Raw genomic sequence first — 18,929 nt, 5'->3', positions numbered from 1 at the left:
AACGTGAACTACATCCGACCGGCGGCCGCGCGGGACGCGACGCCGGTTACGCGGCCGGGGCGGCGGACGTCTCCCCCACCGGGACGCGGCTGAGCTCCCACGCCCGCAGTTGGGCGTAGCCGGGCCGGATCACCTCGTTGATCAGGGCGGTCCGCTCGTCGAAGGGGAGGAAGGCGGCCTTGGCCGCGTGGACGGTGAACTCCTCCAGTTCGGCGGTGCCGTAGCCGAAGGTGTCCCGCAGGTGCTGGAACTCCTGCGTCATGCTGGTGCCGCTGACCAGGCGGTTGTCGGTGTTGAGGCAGACCCGGAAGCCCAGTCGGCGGAGCAGGTCGATGGGGTGCTCGGCGTAGCCGGTCGCGGCGCCCGTCTGGAGGTTGGAGGTCGGGCAGACCTCCAACGCGATCCGCTGGTCGCGGACGTAGGAGGCGAGCCGGCCGAGGCCGACCTGACCGTCGGCGCCGATCGTGATGTCGTCGGTGATGCGGACACCGTGCCCGATGCGGTGGGCGCCGCAGCGCAGCACCGCCTCGTGGATGGACTCCGCGCCGACCGCCTCGCCGGCGTGGATGGTCACCCGGGCGCCCTGGCTGCGGAGGTAGTCGAAGGCTTCGGCGTGCCGGCCGGCGGGGTTGCCGATCTCGCCGCCGGCGATGTCGAAGCCGACCACCCCCCGGTCCCGGTGGGCGACCGCGAGCTCGGCGATCTCCACCGCGCGATCGGCGTGCCGCATGGCGCACAGCAGCGTCCCGATACGGATCCGGTGGCCGGCCTCCGCGGCCCGGCGCTCGCCCGCGCGGAAACCGGCATTGACCACGTCGACGACCTCGTCGAGGGTCAGACCGCCGGCCAGGTGCTGCTCGGGGGCGTAGCGCACCTCGGCGTAGACCACGCCGTCGGCGGCCAGGTCCTCGGCGCACTCCGCGGCGATCCGGAACAGCGCCTCACCGGTCTGCATCACCGCGCAGGTGTGCGCGAACGTCTCCAAATACCGCTCCAGCGAACCGGAGTCGGCCGCATCACGGAACCAGACGGCCAGCGCAGCCGGATCGGTGGTCGGCAGGTCCCGATAGCCGATCGCCTCCGCCAGCTCGATGATCGTCTCCGGACGCAGACCACCGTCGAGGTGGTCGTGGAGCAACACCTTGGGGGCGCGGCGGATCCGTTCCTGGTCGAGGGCGTGGGTGGACTGCGGCGGAAGCTTGTCAGACAACGTCATGGGGCGGGAGTATGACACGTCGCAGCGCCACCGGGCGACCGGGTATCACCGGGCGGTCCGGCGGCGGCCCCTAGGGCGAGGCATCCGGGCTGCTCAGCGCGCCTGCCACACCGGAAGGGCGGGGGCGCCCGGCGGCAGCATGTGCTTGGCGGCCAGCAGGGGCGTGCGGTCCAACCGGACGACCTGGGTGACCAGGACACCGGGGGTGTCGGCGGGGCGCCCGAGCTGGGTGCCGCGCTGTCGGCCGAGGGTGGTGGCCACGATGGTGCTGCTGCCGGTCAGCGGCAGTCCGCGCCCGGCGTCCAGCAGCAGGCCCAGCATCGACGACGACCGCCCGGCCGGCCCGTCGAACGCCGCCGCGGCGTCCGGCAGCAGCTCCGCCAACGTCTCGTCCGAGGCCCATTCCTGGGTCAGGCAGGCCGGGAGGCCACCGACCTCGATCACGCTCTCCCAGAAGCGCACCTCGCCGTGGGCCGGCAGGACCAGGTGCTGGGTGGAGAAGTCGGTGGGCTCCTCGCGGGTCCGGGCCAGCGGCACCGTGACGACCTGCCGCCCCTCCCCGAGCAGCGCCTCCACCGGCTTGAGGAACTCGAAGCCGCGCGGCGGCAGATGGTGGCTGACCGTGCGGCCCACCCCGCGCCGCACGGTGATCACGCCGTCCTCCTGGAGCAGGATCAGCGCCTCGCGCAGCGCCGGGCGGCTGACGCCGAGTTCGGCGGCGAGCCGGGGCTCGGTCGGTAGGGTGGAACCCGGCGGATAGGTGCCGGCGCGGATGGCCTCGACCATCCGCTCGTACAGTGCGACGACCGGCCGGCGCTGGGGCCGTCCCGGAGGGCGCTCCCGGTTCTGTTGTCTGTCAGCCATCTCGGTCTCCCCGCGTCCGTGGTCCGACTGCCCGCACCGCGCCTCGGGCGGGCGCGTACGGCCAGTTTTCCATCGTGCCGGGCCCAGCGACCGGGCGCCCCGGCCGTTCGCCCGAGGACGCGGGCCCCGACGACGTCGGCGCGCCCAGCGCACCTTGCCCGATGTCATGCGATCTTGTCTGACAACTGCGCAGCACAGCCGACGCCCCCGTCACCCCATGGGAACAAACGAACGCCGGATCGAGTGTTCGCCGGAAAGCGTGGTCGAGCACGGAAAGGCTTCCCCGAGCACGCCGCGGCGGGTGATGCTTACGGGGCGCAAGCGACGGGCTGCAGACCGTTACGGCGCCTCCGGCTGACATCCCTTGCTGGGCCGGAGAGTTGGTCCCACAACGCAATTCGCTAGGAGAACAGAGCCAGATGAACATCCTCACCAGCCTGCTTGCCGGCATCGTCCACCTCGTGGGCTGGCTCGTCTGACGGACTTGCAACACCACAAGGCGCCGCTCCCCCATGTCCCAGGAGGAGCGGCGCCTTCCGTGTACCCGGGCGGGCAACCGCCGTGGCAGACCGGCCGGTTGGTCGTCGGCCGGCTATGCCGCTGCGTCGCTACGCGTCCAGCGGCCGGCGCGCGGTCTCCGGCAGCGCGAGGTAGACGAGGAAGGACACCAGGCAGACCACCGCGACGTACCAGGGGAAGAGGTCCGGGTGGCCGGCCTGCTTGAACCACGTGCCGACGTACGGGGCGGTGCCGCCGAAGAGCGCGACGGTGAAGGAGTACGGGAAGCCGATGCCGGCGGCCCGCACCCGGGCCGGGAAGACCTCGGCGTTCACCGCGGCGGCGACCGAGGTGTAGCCGGTGAGCAGCACCATGCCTGCGCACTGCACCAGCAGCAGCGAGAAGAACGCGTCGGTGACCAGGTGGAGCAGTGGTACGGCCAGCACGGCGAAGCCCAACGCGAAGGTGAGCAGCAGCGGTTTGCGTCCGATGCGGTCCGAGAGCATGCCGCCGAGGGGCTGGAGCAGTGCGAAGAAGACCAGTGACAGGGTGCCGACGAGGAGCGCGTCGCCCTTGTCGAAACCGGCGTTGACCTGGGCGTAGGTGGGGAGGTAGGTGGTCCAGGTGTAGTAGGCGATGGTGCCGCCGGCGGTGATGCCGCAGATGAGGAGTGACTGGCGGGGGTAGCGGCGCAGGCCCTCGAAGAGGCCGGGGCGGGCCGCCCGCTGTGCGGCGAGGGGGTCCTCCCCGGCTCGCGCTCGGGGAAGGGTCTCCTGGGCGCCGCGCCGGATCCACAGGCCGAGCAGGCTCAGCAGGGCGCCGACGAGGAACGCGATGCGCCAGCCCCACTGTCCCATCTGGTGCTCGGTGAGCAGCGCGGCGAGCAGCGCCCCGGTGCCGGAGGCGAGCAGTTGGCCGAGGGTGGTGGAGACGTACTGGAAGCTGGAGAACAGGCCGCGCCGGCCCGGTCCGGCGGACTCGACCAGGAACGTGGTGGACGCCGCGAACTCGCCGCCCACCGACAGGCCCTGCACCAGGCGGGCGATGACCAGCACGATCGGCGCGAGGACGCCGGTGGCCGCGTAGGTGGGGGTGAGCGCGACCAGCAGGCTGCCGCCGCCCATCAGCAGGATGGTGAGGGTCAGCGCGGCGCGTCGGCCGCGGCGGTCGGCGACCGCGCCCAACAGCAGCCCGCCGACCGGGCGCATGAAGAAGCCGACCGCGAAGACCGCGAAGGTGGAGAGCAGTGGCACCAGGGAGTTGCCTGCGCCCTTGGGGAAGACCTGGTCGGCGAAGTAGACCGCCAGGAAGGAATAGGCGTACCAGTCGTACCACTCGACGGCGTTGCCGACGGAGGCGGCGGCCAGTTGCCGCAGTTGCGACGGCGGACGGTCACCCTCGGGTGCCCCGTCCTCGGCTATGGGCTGTGCGCTCGACATCGTCCTTGAGCTCCCGGTCCTTCTCCTCGGCCTGCCGCTGGGGCAGGATGATCCGGAAGGCGATCATGTACCGCTGAGGCGACCGACCGCCAGGGGCTACGGCGACGAAGTCGCGGCCGGAGGACCGCGGGAAGGCGATGGCCATGCGCCGGCAATGCGGTGGCAACATCCCGGGCATGCCGCCGAGCCGGGCCGGCGGAGCGCCGGGAAGAGAGCGCGAGGAGGAGGCACCGTGCGGGTAGCACTGTTCGTCACCTGCATCAACGACACGCTCCACCCACGGACCGGGCGGGCGGTGGTGACCCTGCTGGAACGGCTGGGCGTCGACGTCGACTTCCCGGCGGAGCAGAGCTGCTGCGGTCAGCCGCAGTTCAACACCGGCTACCGGCACGCCACCGAGCCACTGGTGCGCCGCTTCGACCGGGCCTTCAGGGACTACGCGTACGTGGTGACCCCGTCCGGTTCCTGTGCGGCGATGGTGCGCGACAACTTTCCGCGGATCGCGGCGAAGGCCGCGGCGGAGGGGCACGGCCGGGAGCTGACCGAGGCCGCGGCGCGGGCCGTACCCAAGACCTACGAGCTGACGGAGTTCCTGGTGGACGTGCTGAAGGTGACCGACGTCGGCGCCTACTATCCGCACACCGTGACCTATCACCCCACCTGCCACGGGCTGCGGATGCTGGGGCTCGGCGACCGGCCGCGGCGGCTGCTGGAGCAGGTCCGGGGGCTGACGCTCAAGGAGTTGCCGGGCGCGGAGGAGTGCTGCGGGTTCGGCGGGACGTTCGCGGTGAAGAATCCGGCGGTGTCGGCGGCGATGGGCGCCGACAAGGTCCGCGCGGTGACCGGGACCGGCGCACAGGCGGTCTGCACGGTGGACAACTCCTGTCTGCTGCACATCGGGGGCATGCTCGCCCGGCAGGGTTCGCCGGTGCGGCCGGTGCACCTCGCGGAGATCCTGGCCAGTACGGAGGCCGATGCGGTGGCGGACGGCGGAGCGGGCCGGGGCGTCGGTGCGGAAGGGGGCGCGCGGTGAGTCGCAGTTTCCTCGGGATGCCGGCGTTCCCGCAGGCCGCGGCCGTCTCCACCCGTGACGCCCGGTTGCGGGCCAATCTCACCCACGCCACCCACACCATCCGCGACAAGCGGGCCAAGGCGGTGGCCGAGCTGGACGACTGGGCGCAACTGCGGGCCGCGGGCGCCGCGGTGAAGGACCGGACACTCCGTCACCTCGACCACTACCTGGAGCAGTTGGAGGAATCCGTGGTCGCCGCGGGCGGCCGGGTGCACTGGGCGGCGGACGCCGACGAGGCCAACCGGATCGTCACCCGGCTGGTCCGGGAGACCGGTGAGCGCGAGGTCGTCAAGGTCAAGTCGATGGCCACCCAGGAGATCGGCCTCAACGAGGCGCTGGCCGAGGCGGGGATCCGGGCGTACGAGACGGATCTCGCGGAGCTGATCGTGCAGCTCGGCGACGACCTCCCGTCGCACATCCTGGTGCCGGCGATCCACCGCAACCGCACCGAGATCCGGGACATCTTCCGCCGGGAGATGGGCAAGTGGGGGCGTCCGGCGCCCGAGGGGCTGTCCGACTCCCCCGCCGAGCTGGCGGAGGCGGCCCGCCAGCACCTGCGGGAGAAGTTCCTCACCGCGAAGGTGGGCATCTCCGGCGCCAACTTCATGGTCGCCGAGACCGGCACCCTGGTGGTCGTGGAGTCCGAGGGCAACGGCCGGATGTGCCTGACGCTGCCGGAGACCCTGATCTCCGTCGTCGGCATCGAGAAGACCGTGCCGTCCTGGCAGGACCTGGAGGTCTTCCTCCAACTGCTGCCGCGCTCCTCCACGGCCGAGCGGATGAACCCGTACACCACCACCTGGACCGGGACCACGGACGGCGACGGGCCGCGGACCTTCCACCTCGTGCTGCTCGACAACGGGCGGACCGACACCCTGGCGGACACCGTGGGACGGCAGGCGCTGCGCTGCATCCGCTGCTCGGCCTGTCTGAACGTCTGCCCGGTGTACGAGCGGGCCGGCGGGCACGCCTACGGATCCCCCTATCCCGGCCCCATCGGCGCCATCCTCACCCCACAACTGCGCGGTATGACAGGCCCGTTGGAGCAGTCGCTGCCGTACGCCTCGTCGCTGTGCGGGGCGTGCTACGAGGTGTGTCCGGTGGCCATCGACATCCCCGAGGTGCTGGTGCACCTGCGGGAACGGGTGGTGGAGGGCGGCCCGGTCACCCAGCACGGGACCCGGGTCGTGCTCAAACCCGCCAAGGGGCACGCCGCGGAGCGGGCCGCGATGCGCGCCGCCGCCTGGGCGTTCGACCATCCGGGCGCACTGCGCGGCGGGATGCGGTTGGCCGCGCGGACCCGGCGGCTGCATCCGCGGCGACTGCCGGGGCCGGGGCGCGCCTGGAGCGACACCCGGACACTGCCGGCGGTGCCCGCCGAGTCGTTCCGCGACTGGTGGCAACGCACCCGGGGCGATGCCGGCGGACCCGACCGAGGAGGCGTCAAGTGAGCGGCAGGGACGTGGTGTTGGCGCGGGTGCGGCGGGCGCTGGCCGATGTGCCGCGCGGTGAGGGGCCGCACGATCCGCCCGTCCCCCGCGACTACCGCCGGGTGCACGGTTCCCGGACGACCGACGAGACCGTCGCGTTGCTCGCCGAGAACCTCGCGGACTACCGGGCGGTGGTGCACCGCTGTACGCCCGCCGGGCTGCCGGCGCTGCTCGGCCGGCTGCTGTCGGCGCGCGGGGCGCGGACGGTGGTGGTGCCGCCCGGGCTGGATCCGCGATGGCTGTCCGCCGCCGAGGTCGTCCAGCGCCCGGACCGGGCCGCGGACACCGTGCGGGAACTGGACGCGGTGGACAGTGTGGTGACGGGGTGTGCGGTGGCCGTCGCGGAGACCGGCACGCTGGTCCTGGACGCCGGCCCGGATCAGGGGCGGCGCCGGATCACCCTCGTCCCCGACCACCACATCTGTGTGGTGCGGGTCCCCGACCAGGTCGTCGGCTCGGTCCCCGAGGCGTTGCCGCGGCTGTCCCCGGAGCGCCCGCTGACCTGGATCTCCGGGCCGTCCGCCACCAGTGACATCGAACTGGACCGGGTGGAGGGGGTGCACGGTCCGCGGACGCTGGAGGTGGTGTTGCTGGCGGACGGCACGGAGCGCGGGGACTCGGGTTAAGCCGCGCGGGCGGCCGGCCCGCGGAGGGTGACCCTGGCGTTGGTAGGCACCCGGTGGGTACCAACGCCAGGTGTCTGGGTGGCCCGCGCGCCGGCCGGCAGACTCCTGGTCATCGCCACCGAGCAGATGACCGAGAGGCAGCCGACAGCCATGAACAGCTACGACAACTCCCTTGCCTGGAACGCGGGTTGGGCCACCGCGGTGCAGCGGCCGAGCGTGGGCTTCCACAAGAACTGGGCCGAGGAGGGGTTCGCGGACCAGACCGTACGACAGACCGTGCGGGTCACCGGGGCCGGGACCCGGGCCCGGATCAAGCTCTCCAACCGGTACGGGACCGCGCCGCTGGAGGTGTCCGGTGCGAGCCTCGCCCGGGCCGGCGCCGGGGCGGCGGTGGCGGCCGGTTCGGTCCGGCCGCTGACCTTCGGCGGGGCGGCGTCGGTGCGGATCCCGGCGGGCGGCGAGGTGTACAGCGACGCGGCGGAGGTGACCGTGGCGGCGCTGGAGTCGCTCACCGTGTCGCTGTACTTCGCGGGGCCGAGCGGACCGGCGACCTTCCACGCACAGGCGTGGGCCACCGCGTACCGGGCCGCGGGCGAGCAGTTGGGGGAGGTGGATCCGGCGGTCTTCGGGGAGACCTCGGTCTCGTGGTACTACCTGGCCGCGGTCGAGCTGGCGGACGGCGACCCGGCCCGGCGGGACACCGTGGTGCTCTTCGGTGACTCGATCACCGACGGCTTCGGGTCGACCGACGACGCCGACCGGCGGTACTCGGACGCGCTGGCCGAGCGGCTGGCCGCCGAGGGGCGTCCGCTCCGGGTCCTCAATCTGGGCATCGGCGGGAATCTGCTGTTGAACGACTCGGCGTGGTTCGGCGAGCGGGCCGGGGCGCGGTTCGACCGCGATGTGCTGGCGCAGCCGGGCGTGCGGTCGGTGGTCGTCCTGGTCGGCCTGAACGACATCGGCTTCAGCGAGGTCGACCTGCCGACGTACAAGCCCAACCCGGACAACTCCGCTGAGCAACTCATCGCAGGCTACCGGGAGTTGATCGAGCGGGCGCACGCGGCCGGGGTGCGGGTCATCGGGGGGACGATCCTGCCGTTCAAGGGGTCGGAGTACCACACGCCGGCCGCGGAGGCGAAGCGCCGGGCGGTCAACGAGTGGATCCGGACGGCGGGCGCGTTCGACGCGGTGGTCGACTTCGCGGCGGTGACGGCGGATCCCGCCGACCCGGACGCGCTGCGGTCCGCCTACGACAGCGGGGACTTCAAGCACCCGGGCGACGCGGGGTACCGGGCGATGGCGCAGGCGGTCGATCCGGCCACCCTCTGATCAATCCTGATGCACCGTCACATACGGTTGCCGCCTCCTGCTGCGCACGCCCCGGGGCTCCGGTCACACCAGGGCCCCGGGGGCGCGGCCGTCGTCCGCGGTACCGGCCTCGGCGTCCGGCGCCTCCTGGTGCGTGTCGCGGCGGACCAGGGCGGCGTAGCGGCCGTCGGCGGCCAACAGCTCGTCGTGGGTGCCGCGTTCGGCGATCCGGCCGCCGTCCAGGACGACGATCTGGTCGGCGTCCCGGACCGTGGAGAGGCGGTGCGCGATGGTGAGGGTGGTGCGGCCCGCGGAGAGCGCGTCGACGGCCTGCTGGACGGCGTGTTCGGTGCGGGTGTCCAGGGCGCTGGTGGCCTCGTCGAGGACGAGGACCGGCGGGTCGCGCAGGAGGGTGCGGGCGATGGCCAGGCGCTGCTTCTCGCCGCCGGAGAAGCGGTAGCCGCGTTCGCCGACGACGGTCTCGTAGCCGTCGGGGAGGGCCGCGATGTGGTCGTGGATCTGGGCGATCCGGGCGGCCCGCTCGATCTCCTCGTCGGTGGCGTCGGGCTTGGCGAAGCGCAGGTTCTCGGCGACCGAGGCGTGGAAGAGGTAGGTCTCCTGGGAGACCACGCCGACCGCGTGGGCGAGGGTGTCGAAGCCGAGGTCGCGGACGTCGGTGCCGTCGAGGGTGACCCGGCCGCCGGTGACGTCGTAGAGGCGCGGGACGAGGTAGCTCAGGGTGGTCTTGCCGCTGCCGGTCGGGCCGACGACGGCGAGGCTGCTGCCGGCCGGGACGGTCAGGTCGATGCCGTCGAGGGTGGGGGCGGCCTCCGGGTCGTAGCCGAAGGTCACCTTCTCGAAGCGGATCTCGCCGCGCGGGGTGGGGAGTGGAACGGGGGCGGCGGGCTCGGTGATGTCGACCGGCAGGTCGAGGTATTCGAAGATGCGCTGGAAGAGCGCGAGCGAGGTCTGCATCTGGACGCCGGTGGTCAGCAGGGAGACGGTGGGGCGCAGCAGGCCCTGCTGGAGGGAGACGAAGGCGACCAGGGTGCCGAGGGAGAAGACCGGGCCGCCGAGTTGCAGGACCAGGCCGGCCGCCCAGTAGATGAGCGCGGGCATGGCGGCCATGACGATGCCGATGGTGGCCATCCGCCAGCGGCCGGCCATGTTGGCGCGGACCTCCAGGTCGACCAGGCGCTCGGACTCGGTGGCGAAGTTCTTGGTGAGCGAGTCGGCGCGGCCCATGGTCCGGCCGAGCAGCACGCCGCTGACCGAGAGGGATTCGGTGACCATCGCGGACATCGTGGCCATCTGCTTCTGCCGCTTGGTGGTGATCTTCTTGCGTTCGTTGCCGACCCGGCGGCTTATTCCGACGAACAGCGGGAGCAGCAGCAGCGAGACGACGGTGAGCCGCCAGTCGAGGGCGATCATGGCGACGACGGTGGCGACGACCGAGGTCAGGTTGGAGACCAGGGACGTCGCGGTGGAGGTGACGGTCGCCTGCATGCCGCCGATGTCGTTGGCGATCCGGGACTGGACCTCACCGGTGCGGGTGCGGGTGAAGAACGCCAGTGGCATCCGCTGGAGCTTGGCGTAGACGGCGGTGCGCAGATCGTGCATGACGCGCTGGCCGACCGTGGTGGAGACCAGGGTCTGGAGGACGCCGAAGACGCTGGTGGTGAGCGCGGTGGCGATCATGCCGAGGGCGAGCAGGGTCAGCAGGCCGGTACGCCGGCCGGGGATGGCGACGTCCAGGATCTCGCGGAGGAGGAAGGGCGAGGCCACCGAGACCAGCGAGGAGGCGGCGACGAGCAGGCCGACCAGGGCCAGCCGGCCGCGGTAGGGGCGGAACAGCGCGAGGATCCGCCGCAGCTGGACCGGGGCGTCGGGGTCCTTGGGGGGCGGGGTCCAGTTCGGTTCTTCGGGACGCATGGGCTCCTACGAGGGTGGAGGGTGGGAACTAGGGGGCTGGCGGGTGGGAACTAGAGAGGCTGGCGGGAACTAGGCGGCCGGGAAGGCCGGAACCAGGAGGGCTAGGACGGCGGGCACCAGCAGGCCGCGAGGGTGAAAACTTTGCCGAGCTTAGCTCATTGTTACCTATGCTCACAATGAATCTTGTCCTGTACTGTGGGGGCATGCCCTCCCCCGAGTCGTCGGTCAGCGCAAACGCAGCCAACGCAGCCAGCGAGGCCAACGTGGCCGAGCAGCTGGTGCGACTGACCCGCCGGATGCAGCGCGCCCAGAAGCGCCACATGGCCCACCTGGACATCGCCTGCACCCCCGCGCAGTCCCGCCTGCTGCGGATCGTCGGCCACTGCCGCGACACCCCGCCCCGGATGGCCGACCTGGCCGAACGGCTGGAGGTCGTGCCCCGCGCCGTGACCACGCTGGTGGACGCGCTGGAGGCGAACGGCACGGTGCGCCGGGTGCCCGATCCGACCAACCGTCGGGTGGTGCGGATCGAGCTGACCGACACCGGCCGGTCCGCGCTCCGGGCGTTGCGCGGCGCACGTCGGGCCGCCGCGGAGGAGATCCTGGCCCCCCTGACCGCCGCACAGCGCGAGGTGCTCGGCGGTCTGCTCGCCACCCTCGTCGACGGACCGGGGGAACCGCACCGCTCTGCCGCACCGGCCTGACCCACGGGCCCGGCGCGCAGTCAACCGGAGGTGACCGTGCCCCTGCTGGAGCCCACGCCCGAAGCCCTGCGGCCCCGCACCACCCACCCCGCGCCGGACCGGGTGCCCGAACGACTGGCGACCGGCACCCCCGAACCGCTGCGCGGCGACCTGATCGCGCTGCTCGGCGCGGACAAGGTGCGGCACACCGTCTCCGACCTGGTCCGCTACGCCTCCGACGCCAGCCCCTACCGCTTCCTCCCCCAGGTCGTGGTGATCGCCGAGACCGCCGACGACGTCTCCGCGGTCTTCTCGTACGCCCGCGCGCACGGCCGCAACGTGGTCTTCCGGGCCGCCGGGACCTCCCTCAACGGCCAGGCGCAGGGCGAGGACATCCTCGTCGACGTGCGCCGCCACTGGGCCGGCATCGAGGTGCTGGACGACGGTGCCCGGGCCCGGATCCGGCCCGGCACCACCGTGCTGCGGGCCAACGCCACGCTCGCCCGGTACGGCCGGCTGCTGGGCCCCGACCCGGCCAGCGCCATCGCCTGCACCGTGGGCGGGGTGGTCGCCAACAACGCCTCCGGGATGACCGCCGGCACCACCCGTAACTCCTACCGGACGCTGGCCTCGCTGACCTTCGTACTGCCGTCCGGCACCGTCGTCGACACCGCGCACCCGGCCGCCGACGCCCGGCTGGCCCGGGCCGAACCGGTGCTCTGCACCGAACTGCTGGCCCTCAAGGCGGAGATCGAGGCGGACCCGGATCTGGTCGCCAGGATCCGCGCCAAGCACGCGATCAAGAACACCAACGGTTACCGCCTGGACGCCTTCCTCGACGGGCGGACGCCGGTGGAAATCCTGCGCGGGCTGATGGTCGGCTCCGAGGGGACCCTCGGCTTCATCGCCGAGACGGTCTTCACGACCCTGCCGCTTGACCGGCACACCTCCACCGCGCTCCTCTTCTTCCCCACCCTCGCGGCCGCGGCCGCCGCCGTCCCGCGCTTCACCGAAGCCGGCGCCCGGGCCGTGGAATTGATGGACGGCAACACCCTGCGCGCGTCGGTGCGCGTGCCCGGGGTCCCCGCCGACTGGGCGGACCTGCCCAAGGAGACCGCCGCGCTGCTGGTGGAGTTCCGGGCACCGGACGAGGCCGCGCAGCGGGCGTACGAGGAGGCGGCGGCGCGGGTGCTGGCGGGGCTGGAGCTGGTCGCCCCGGTGCCGTCGGTCAGCAACGACCTCACCCGGGACGCGGCCGTGATCGGCGGCTACTGGAAGGCCCGCAAGGCGTTCGTCACCGCGGTCGGCGGCTCCCGACCCGCCGGCACGACCCTGATCACCGAGGACTTCGCGGTCCCGCCGGCCCGGCTCGCCGACGCCTGCACCGCGCTGCTGGAACTCCAGGCCCGGCACGGCTTCGACGCGGCGGTCGCCGGCCACGCCGCCCACGGCAACCTGCACTTCCTGCTCGCCTTCGACGCCGCCGACCCCGACGACGTGACCCGCTATGCCGCCTTCATGGACGACTTCTGCCGGCTGACCGTCGAGCGCTTCGACGGCTCGCTGAAGGCGGAGCACGCCACCGGCCGGAACATCGCGCCGTTCCTGGAGCTGGAATGGGGATCGCGGGCCACGGAGTTGATGTGGCGGATCAAGGAGACCGTGGACCCGCGGGGCATCCTCGCCCCGCGGGTCCTGCTCGACCGCGACCCGCGGGCGCACCTGCGCGGCCTGAAGACGATTCCCCAGGTCGAGGCGGTCGCCGACCCGTGCATCGAGTGCGGCTTCTGCGAACCGACCTGTCCCAGCGAGGACCTGACCACCACGCCCCGCCAACGGATCGTGCTGCGCCGCGAGATGCTGCGCCAGCCGCCCCGCTCCGCGGTCAACGACGCCCTGCTGGACGCCTACGGCTACGACGCGGTGGACACCTGCGCCGGGGACTCCACCTGCAAGCTGGCCTGCCCGGTCGGCATCGACACCGGCGCGCTGATGAAGGACTTCCGGCACCGCCGGCACACCCCGCGCGAGGAGCGGATCGCCGAGCGGACCGCCCGGCACTTCGGGGCCGTCGAGCGGGCGGCCCGGCTGGCGGTGGCCGCCGCGGACCGGCTCGACGACCGGCTGCTGACGGGGGTGACCGGCGCGGCCCGCAAGGCCGTCCGCCCCGACCTGGTGCCGGAGTGGCTACCGCAGATCCCCGGCGCCGCGGCCCGCCGGCTGCCCGCGACCCGCCGGACCGGCGCGGCCGCGGTGTACTACCCGGCCTGCGTGAACCGCATCTTCGGCGAACCCGCCGGCCACCGCGGGCCGTCCCTCCCCGAGGCGGTGGTGGCGCTCGCCCGGCGGGCCGACCGCCCGGTGTGGATCCCGCCGGACGTCACCGGCACCTGCTGCGCCACCATCTGGCACTCCAAGGGCTACGAGCGGGGCAACCGGCTGATGGCCAACCGCATCGTCGAGGCCGCCTGGGGCTGGACGGCCGGCGGAGCGCTGCCGCTGGTCGTGGACGCCTCGTCCTGCACCCTCGGTCTGGCCCGCGAGGTGGTGCCGTACCTGACGCCGTTCAACCGCTCACTGCACGCCGAGCTGACCGTCGTCGACTCCGTGGTCTGGGCCGAGGAGCTCCTCCCGCACCTGGAGATCCGCCGCACGCTCGGCTCCGCCGTCCTCCATCCCACCTGCTCCATGCAGCACCTGGGCGACGAGGACGGACTGCGACGGGTCGCCGAGGCGTGCGCCCGCGAGGTGGTGGTCCCGGACGACGCGGGCTGCTGCGCCTTCGCCGGCGACCGCGGCCTGCTCCACCGGGAACTGACCGAATCCGCCACCGCGAAGGAGGCGGCCGAGGTCACCGCCCGCCCCTTCGACGCCCACCTCTCGGCGAACCGCATGTGCGAGATCGGCATGGACCACGCAACGGAGGGCCGAGGCTACCGCTCGGCCCTCCTGGCGTTGGAATGGGCAACGCGTCCCGGCAACGCCCCCGGTCCGTACGGCGTTTGAGGACGGGCGGGCGTCAGCGGGCGAGGTGCAGGGCCACGGCGCCGTGGGCGGGCACGGTGAGCTGCGCCTGCCCGTCCCCACCGACGGTCACCGTGTGCCCGTCGCACGACCCCGGCACCGCCGCCACCACATCGCAGTACGTCCCGGCCGGCAACGACGTGGCAAACGACCGACTGACCGCCCCGTCCCCGGCGTTGAGGGCCACGAACCCCGCCGACCCGCGCCCGAAGGCGATCGCATTGCCCCCGTTGTCCCACCAGTTGGTCAGCTCCGCCGACCCCACCGCGTTGCGGAATCCCACCATCCCGGTGATCTCGCGCTTGGCGTGCTCATTGGTCCAGGCGGAGCTGCCGGAGGCCGGCGGGCCGGCGTCCTTGTCGGTCCACTGGTAGCCGGAGTAGACGTTCGGGGAGCCGTACGGCGAGGCGAGCATGAAGACGTTGGCGAGGGTGTAGGTCGCGCCGTCCTTGTACGTCAGGGTCGAGCCGTTCCGCTCGGTGTCCCAGTTGTCGACGAACGTGCGGGCCTTGTCGCTGCCGAGCTTGCCGTCCGCGACGGACTTGAGCTGGGCGAGGTTCCCGCTCTGGAGGGCGCTCTTGAGGTGGCTGCCGTAGCGGAATTCGTCGACGTCGCCGGTGTTGGTGTACTCGTCGGGCTGGACGGCCTCGCCGGCGCCGTAGACGACCTCCTGCACCCAGTACCCCGGGTCCTTCATCTTGCCCTTGATGGCGGCGAGGTCGGCGGCGGCGATGTGCTTGGCCGCGTCGATCCGGAAGCCGTCCACGCCCAGCGCCCGCAGGTCGTCGAGGTACTTGGCGAGGGTGCTGCGGACGTAGTCGCTGCCGGTGTCGAGGTCGGCGAGCCCGACCAGTTCGCAGTTCTGGACGTCGTCGCGGTTGGTGTAGTCGGAGATGTTCTTGCGGCAGCCGTGGAAGTCCCAGTCCTGGTAGTAGCCCGGGTAGGTGTACTTGGTGTACTGGGTGCCGCCGGTGCCGGTGCCGGAGCCGGCCGCCATGTGGTTGATGACGGCGTCGGCGACGACCTTGACGCCGGCGGTGTGGCAGGCGCCGACCATCGCGGCGAACGCGTCCCGGTCGCCGAGCCGTCCGGCGATCTTGTAGCTGACCGGTTGGTACGAGGTCCACCACTGGTCGCCCTGGATGTGCTCGGAGGCGGGTGAGACCTCGACGTAGCCGTAGCCGGCCGGGCCCAGTTGGTCGGTGCAGGCCCGGGCGACGTCGGCGTACTTCCACTCGAAGAGGGTGGCGGTGACGGTCCGGTCGCCGGGTGGGGTGGCCTGCGAGGGCCAGGGGGCGAAGGCGGCGAGGCCGACCGCGGCCAGTACCCCGGCCAGCGTCCGGGCCCGCGCCCGGGAACGCACCCGGGCACGCACCCGGGAGCGAGGCCCCTGGTACGGCCTCTTCGTCGCTGCGTTGTCGCGGCTCCTTCGTCGCTGCACTGTTGCGGCTCCTTCGTCATGGGGCACGGGGACCGCGCCCACGAGAGCAGCCACGCGCCAGGCCGCCATGGGGGGATTCCGCTTCGGAGCCTGCCTTTTCGTGCGTGGACACGTCAAGGTTTTCGGCAAGGGTTTTCAGGCTCTTGCGAAAGACACTGACGTGGGCGGGCGAGGCGGCGCGGCTCGGCGACACCCGCGGTGTACGAAGAGTCCAAGTACGTGCACCAAGAGTCCAATGGGCCCTCTTGTGCCCCAGGCCGCCCAACCGTCAGGGTCCTCACCGAGGTTCACGACTGTCCCGCGTACGATCCGCTCCCTTGGAGGACCGATGCACGAGGCACAACCGCAGAACCAAGAGCCCAACGAGGCCGGCCCCAGCCGCCGTTCGGTCCTGTGGACCGCCGGCGCGGCGGGCGCCGGACTGGGAATCGCCGGACTGGGCACCGCACCGGCGTCCGCCGCCGCACCCGGGGCGACCGGCGCGGCCGAGGCCGCCGCCACGCCCCCCAGGCCCCACGGCAAGACCATGATCGGAGTGCCGTTCGAGCCGCGCAGCACGGTGCGCATCGGCATCATCGGCCTCGGCAACCGGGGCGGCAGCATGATCGACCTGTTCCTGGCGATGCCGAACGTACGGGTCGTGGCGCTCTGCGACCCGGTGAAGGACAAGGTCGCCAAGGCCGCGGCGAAGGTCACCAAGGCCGGACAGCCCGCACCCGCCGTCTACACCAACGGCGACCACGACTTCGAAAACCTCTGCAAGCGCACCGACATCGACTTCGTCTACGCGGCGACCCCCTGGGACTGGCACTTCGAGATGGCGAAGACCGCCATGCTCAACGGCAAGCACGTCGGCACGGAGTGCCCGCTGGCCCTGCGCCTGGACCAACTGTGGGAATTGGTGGACCTCTCCGAACGCACCCGCAGACACTGCCTCCAACTGGAGAACTGCTGTTACGGCAAAAACGAGATGCGGGTGCTGCGGATGGCGCACGCCGGCCTCTTCGGCGACCTGCTGCACGGCGCCGGGGCGTACATCCACGACCTGCGCGGCCTGATGTTCGACCCGGCGTACTACGAGGGGCCCTGGCGCCGACTGTGGCACACCCGGCTGCGCGGCGACCTCTACCCCAACCACGGCTTCGGCCCGGTCGCCAACTACATGGACGTCAACCGCGGCGACCGGGTGGTCCGGATCACCAGCTTCGGCACACCGGCGCTGGGTCTGGCCGCGTACCGCAAGCAGCAGATGCCGCCCGGCGACCCCAGCTGGAAGGAGTCCTACGTCGAGAGCGACCGGACGATCAGCCTGGTACAGACCGCCAAGGGACGGGTGATCCGGCTGGAGCACGACGTCTCCACACCGCACCCGTACAGCCGGATCAACAGCCTCGGCGGGACCAAGGGGCTCTTCGAGGACTACCCCGAGCGGATCTACCTGGAGCCCGACCAGAGCAACGACGAGTGGGGCGACTTCGGGAAGTACGCACAGTGGGACCACTGGTTGTGGAAGGAGCACGCCAACCCGCCCGGCGGCCACGGCGGGATGGACTACATGCTGGTCTTCCGGCTGACCCAGTGTCTGCGGCTCGGCCTGGTACCGGACTTCGACGTCTATGACGCGGCGACCTGGTCCGCACCGGTGCCGCTGAGCGACCGCTCGATCAAGGCGAAGGGCGCACCGCAGGAGATCCCGGACTTCACCCGGGGGCTGTGGCGGAAGGCGCGCCCGGGGATGGATTCGCAGAAGCCCGCCGAGTAGCGGGGACGCGGCCCTCCGGCCTACGTCCGGGGCCCGGTGGCAGGCCGTCCGCCACCGGGCCCCGCAGGTCACTTCTCGCCGGGGGCGACGGCAGCGCCGTCCGGCTCCTCCTGGCCGGCGGGGGCGGGGGCCGCCCGCCGCTGCCGCCCGGGCGGGGCCGCGCCGGCCAGCACCTGCTTGGCCGTCACCCGGTCCAGCGCGCCCTCCCAACGGGACACCACGAAGACCGCGACGCAGTTGCCGAGCAGGTTGGTCGCCACCCGCATGGAGTCCATGATCCGGTCGACGCCGAGCAGCAGGGCGACCGCGGTGGCCGGGATGACGCCCAGCGCGGAGGCGGTCGCGGACAGCGCCAGGAACGCCGAACCGGGCACGCCCGCCATGCCCTTGCTGGTCAGCATCAGCACCAGGACGACGGTGATCTGTTGGCCGAGGGACAGGTGCACGCCGACGGCCTGGGCGATGAAGAGCGTACCGATGGAGAGGTAGATGGAGGCGCCGTCGAGGTTGAAGGAGTACCCGGTGGGCAGCACCAGGCCGACCGCGTCGTCCCGGCAGCCGGCGGCCCGCAGCTTCTGCATCATCCGCGGCATCACGGTCTCGCTGGAGCCGGTGCCCAACGCCAGCAGCAGCTCCTCGCGGGTGTAGCGGACGAACTTCCAGAGGCTGAGCCCGGTGACGGCCTTGAGGGCGAACCCCAGCAGGACGAGGAAGACCAGGGCCACGCCGTAGCAGACCGCGATCAGCTTGCCGTACGTCGACATGGCGCCCAGGCCGTACTGGCCGACGAGATGGGCGGTGGCTCCGAAGACCGCGAGCGGGGCGAGCTTCATGAGGTAGCCGACGATGGTGAAGACGACGTCCTGGGCCTGCTCGATCAGCGGCAGCAGTTGGGGCACCCGCTGCTGGCCGAGGTGCAGCAGCGCCGCGCCCACCAGACAGGCCAGCACCAGGACCTGGAGCAGCGAGTTCTCGGCGAACGCGCCGACCGCGCTGTTCGGCAGCGCCTCCAGGATGAACTGGGCCGCGGAGGGAAGTTTTCCGCCACCGGTCTGGGCGTCCACCGCGCCCTTGTCGAGGGAGGCCGGGTCGACGTGCATCCCGGCGCCGGGGCTGAAGACGTTGCCCGCCAGCAGGCCCACGACCAGGGCGACGCTGGTCGCGACCTCGAACCAGATCAGGGCCTTGACGCCGATCCGGCCGAAGGACTTGAGGTCGCCCGCCTTGGTGATGCCGGCGACGACGACGCAGAAGACGAGCGGGGAGATGACCGCCTTGATCAGGCGGACGAAGCCGTCGCCCAACGGCTGGAGCGAGGTGCCCGCCTGCGGCCACAGGCGTCCGACCAGGACACCGAGCAGCAGGGCGAGCAACACTTGGACGAACAGGCTGGTGCGCAACAGACGCCCGGCGCGGCGGGCGAAGCTTCCGGTGGCGTGCGGCACGGGCACTCCTCCATGGACGGATTTTGGAATACGGAAAAGGATTTCCGCGATCCGTCACTATGGCCGGTTGTCGTTCCCTCCGAAAGAGCGCGATGCAACTTCCCGGAAAATCTTGGAGCTTGATCCAAG

The 18,929-nt window shown here is 72.1% G+C and carries 13 protein-coding genes; 7 read left to right on the top strand and 6 right to left on the bottom strand.

The features are described from left to right. Nucleotides 1–46 precede the first annotated feature (46 nt). From ACFVT2_RS05270 to ACFVT2_RS05260, 3 genes are all read right to left on the bottom strand, one after another. Nucleotides 47–1,216 carry an adenosine deaminase gene (locus ACFVT2_RS05270; protein ID WP_390012424.1) on the bottom strand — a complete coding sequence of 390 codons (1,170 nt, stop codon included), beginning with the start codon at nt 1,214–1,216 and terminating at the stop codon, nt 47–49. A gap of 93 nt (nt 1,217–1,309) precedes the next feature. Next, nucleotides 1,310–2,080, bottom strand: coding sequence for a GntR family transcriptional regulator (locus tag ACFVT2_RS05265; RefSeq protein WP_390012422.1), 771 nt, complete (start codon nt 2,078–2,080; stop codon nt 1,310–1,312). 608 nt (nt 2,081–2,688) lie between these two features. After that, nucleotides 2,689–4,017: an MFS transporter gene (locus ACFVT2_RS05260; RefSeq protein ID WP_390012420.1), complete on the bottom strand. Its 1,329-nt coding sequence runs from the start codon at nt 4,015–4,017 to the stop codon at nt 2,689–2,691. Nucleotides 4,018–4,249: 232 nt separating this feature from the next. Here ACFVT2_RS05260 and ACFVT2_RS05255 point away from each other — a divergent pair, with 232 nt between their 5' ends. From ACFVT2_RS05255 to ACFVT2_RS05240, 4 genes are all read left to right on the top strand, one after another. Then, the gene (locus tag ACFVT2_RS05255) at nt 4,250–5,050 is read left to right on the top strand and encodes a (Fe-S)-binding protein (protein WP_390012418.1); all 801 of its coding nucleotides are present in this window, start codon (nt 4,250–4,252) and stop codon (nt 5,048–5,050) included. After that, nucleotides 5,047–6,540: a lactate utilization protein B gene (locus tag ACFVT2_RS05250; RefSeq protein ID WP_390012416.1), complete on the top strand. Its 1,494-nt coding sequence runs from the start codon at nt 5,047–5,049 to the stop codon at nt 6,538–6,540. The genes ACFVT2_RS05255 and ACFVT2_RS05250 overlap by 4 nt, the downstream gene beginning before the upstream one ends. After that, nucleotides 6,537–7,205 carry a lactate utilization protein C gene (locus ACFVT2_RS05245; RefSeq protein ID WP_390012414.1) on the top strand — a complete coding sequence of 223 codons (669 nt, stop codon included), beginning with the start codon at nt 6,537–6,539 and terminating at the stop codon, nt 7,203–7,205. Before ACFVT2_RS05250 ends, ACFVT2_RS05245 begins: the two co-directional genes overlap by 4 nt. Nucleotides 7,206–7,355: 150 nt before the next feature. Further along, nucleotides 7,356–8,534, top strand: coding sequence for an SGNH/GDSL hydrolase family protein (locus tag ACFVT2_RS05240; protein WP_390012725.1), 1,179 nt, complete (start codon nt 7,356–7,358; stop codon nt 8,532–8,534). A 63-nt stretch (nt 8,535–8,597) separates the two neighbouring features. On the opposite strand, the gene ACFVT2_RS05235 is transcribed toward ACFVT2_RS05240, so the two are convergent. Continuing rightward, the gene (locus ACFVT2_RS05235; protein WP_390012412.1) at nt 8,598–10,445 is read right to left on the bottom strand and encodes an ABC transporter ATP-binding protein; all 1,848 of its coding nucleotides are present in this window, start codon (nt 10,443–10,445) and stop codon (nt 8,598–8,600) included. 203 nt (nt 10,446–10,648) lie between these two features. On the opposite strand from ACFVT2_RS05235, the gene ACFVT2_RS05230 reads away from it, so the two are divergent. Both ACFVT2_RS05230 and ACFVT2_RS05225 read left to right on the top strand, forming a co-directional pair. Beyond that, nucleotides 10,649–11,149 carry a MarR family winged helix-turn-helix transcriptional regulator gene (locus tag ACFVT2_RS05230; RefSeq protein ID WP_390012410.1) on the top strand — a complete coding sequence of 167 codons (501 nt, stop codon included), beginning with the start codon at nt 10,649–10,651 and terminating at the stop codon, nt 11,147–11,149. A 36-nt stretch (nt 11,150–11,185) separates the two neighbouring features. Then, entirely contained in the window at nt 11,186–14,134 is a 2,949-nt protein-coding gene (locus ACFVT2_RS05225; RefSeq protein WP_390012723.1) for an FAD-binding and (Fe-S)-binding domain-containing protein, read from the top strand. A 13-nt stretch (nt 14,135–14,147) separates the two neighbouring features. Here ACFVT2_RS05225 and ACFVT2_RS05220 read toward each other — a convergent pair whose 3' ends face one another. Then, complete coding sequence (locus ACFVT2_RS05220) at nt 14,148–15,515, bottom strand: alpha-amylase family protein (protein WP_390012408.1); 1,368 nt, start codon at nt 15,513–15,515, stop codon at nt 14,148–14,150. Nucleotides 15,516–15,921: 406 nt separating this feature from the next. On the opposite strand from ACFVT2_RS05220, the gene ACFVT2_RS05215 reads away from it, so the two are divergent. Next, nucleotides 15,922–17,355, top strand: coding sequence for a Gfo/Idh/MocA family protein (locus ACFVT2_RS05215; protein WP_390012406.1), 1,434 nt, complete (start codon nt 15,922–15,924; stop codon nt 17,353–17,355). A 68-nt stretch (nt 17,356–17,423) separates the two neighbouring features. Here ACFVT2_RS05215 and ACFVT2_RS05210 read toward each other — a convergent pair whose 3' ends face one another. Then, the gene (locus ACFVT2_RS05210; RefSeq protein ID WP_390012404.1) at nt 17,424–18,800 is read right to left on the bottom strand and encodes a cation:dicarboxylate symporter family transporter; all 1,377 of its coding nucleotides are present in this window, start codon (nt 18,798–18,800) and stop codon (nt 17,424–17,426) included. Nucleotides 18,801–18,929 lie beyond the last annotated feature (129 nt).

The organism is Streptomyces sp. NPDC058000 (assembly GCF_042886435.1).
GTDB lineage: Bacteria > Actinomycetota > Actinomycetes > Streptomycetales > Streptomycetaceae > Streptomyces.
The sequence above is the reverse complement of the archived record's forward strand: the minus strand, read 5'-3'. Positions and strand labels throughout refer to the sequence as shown.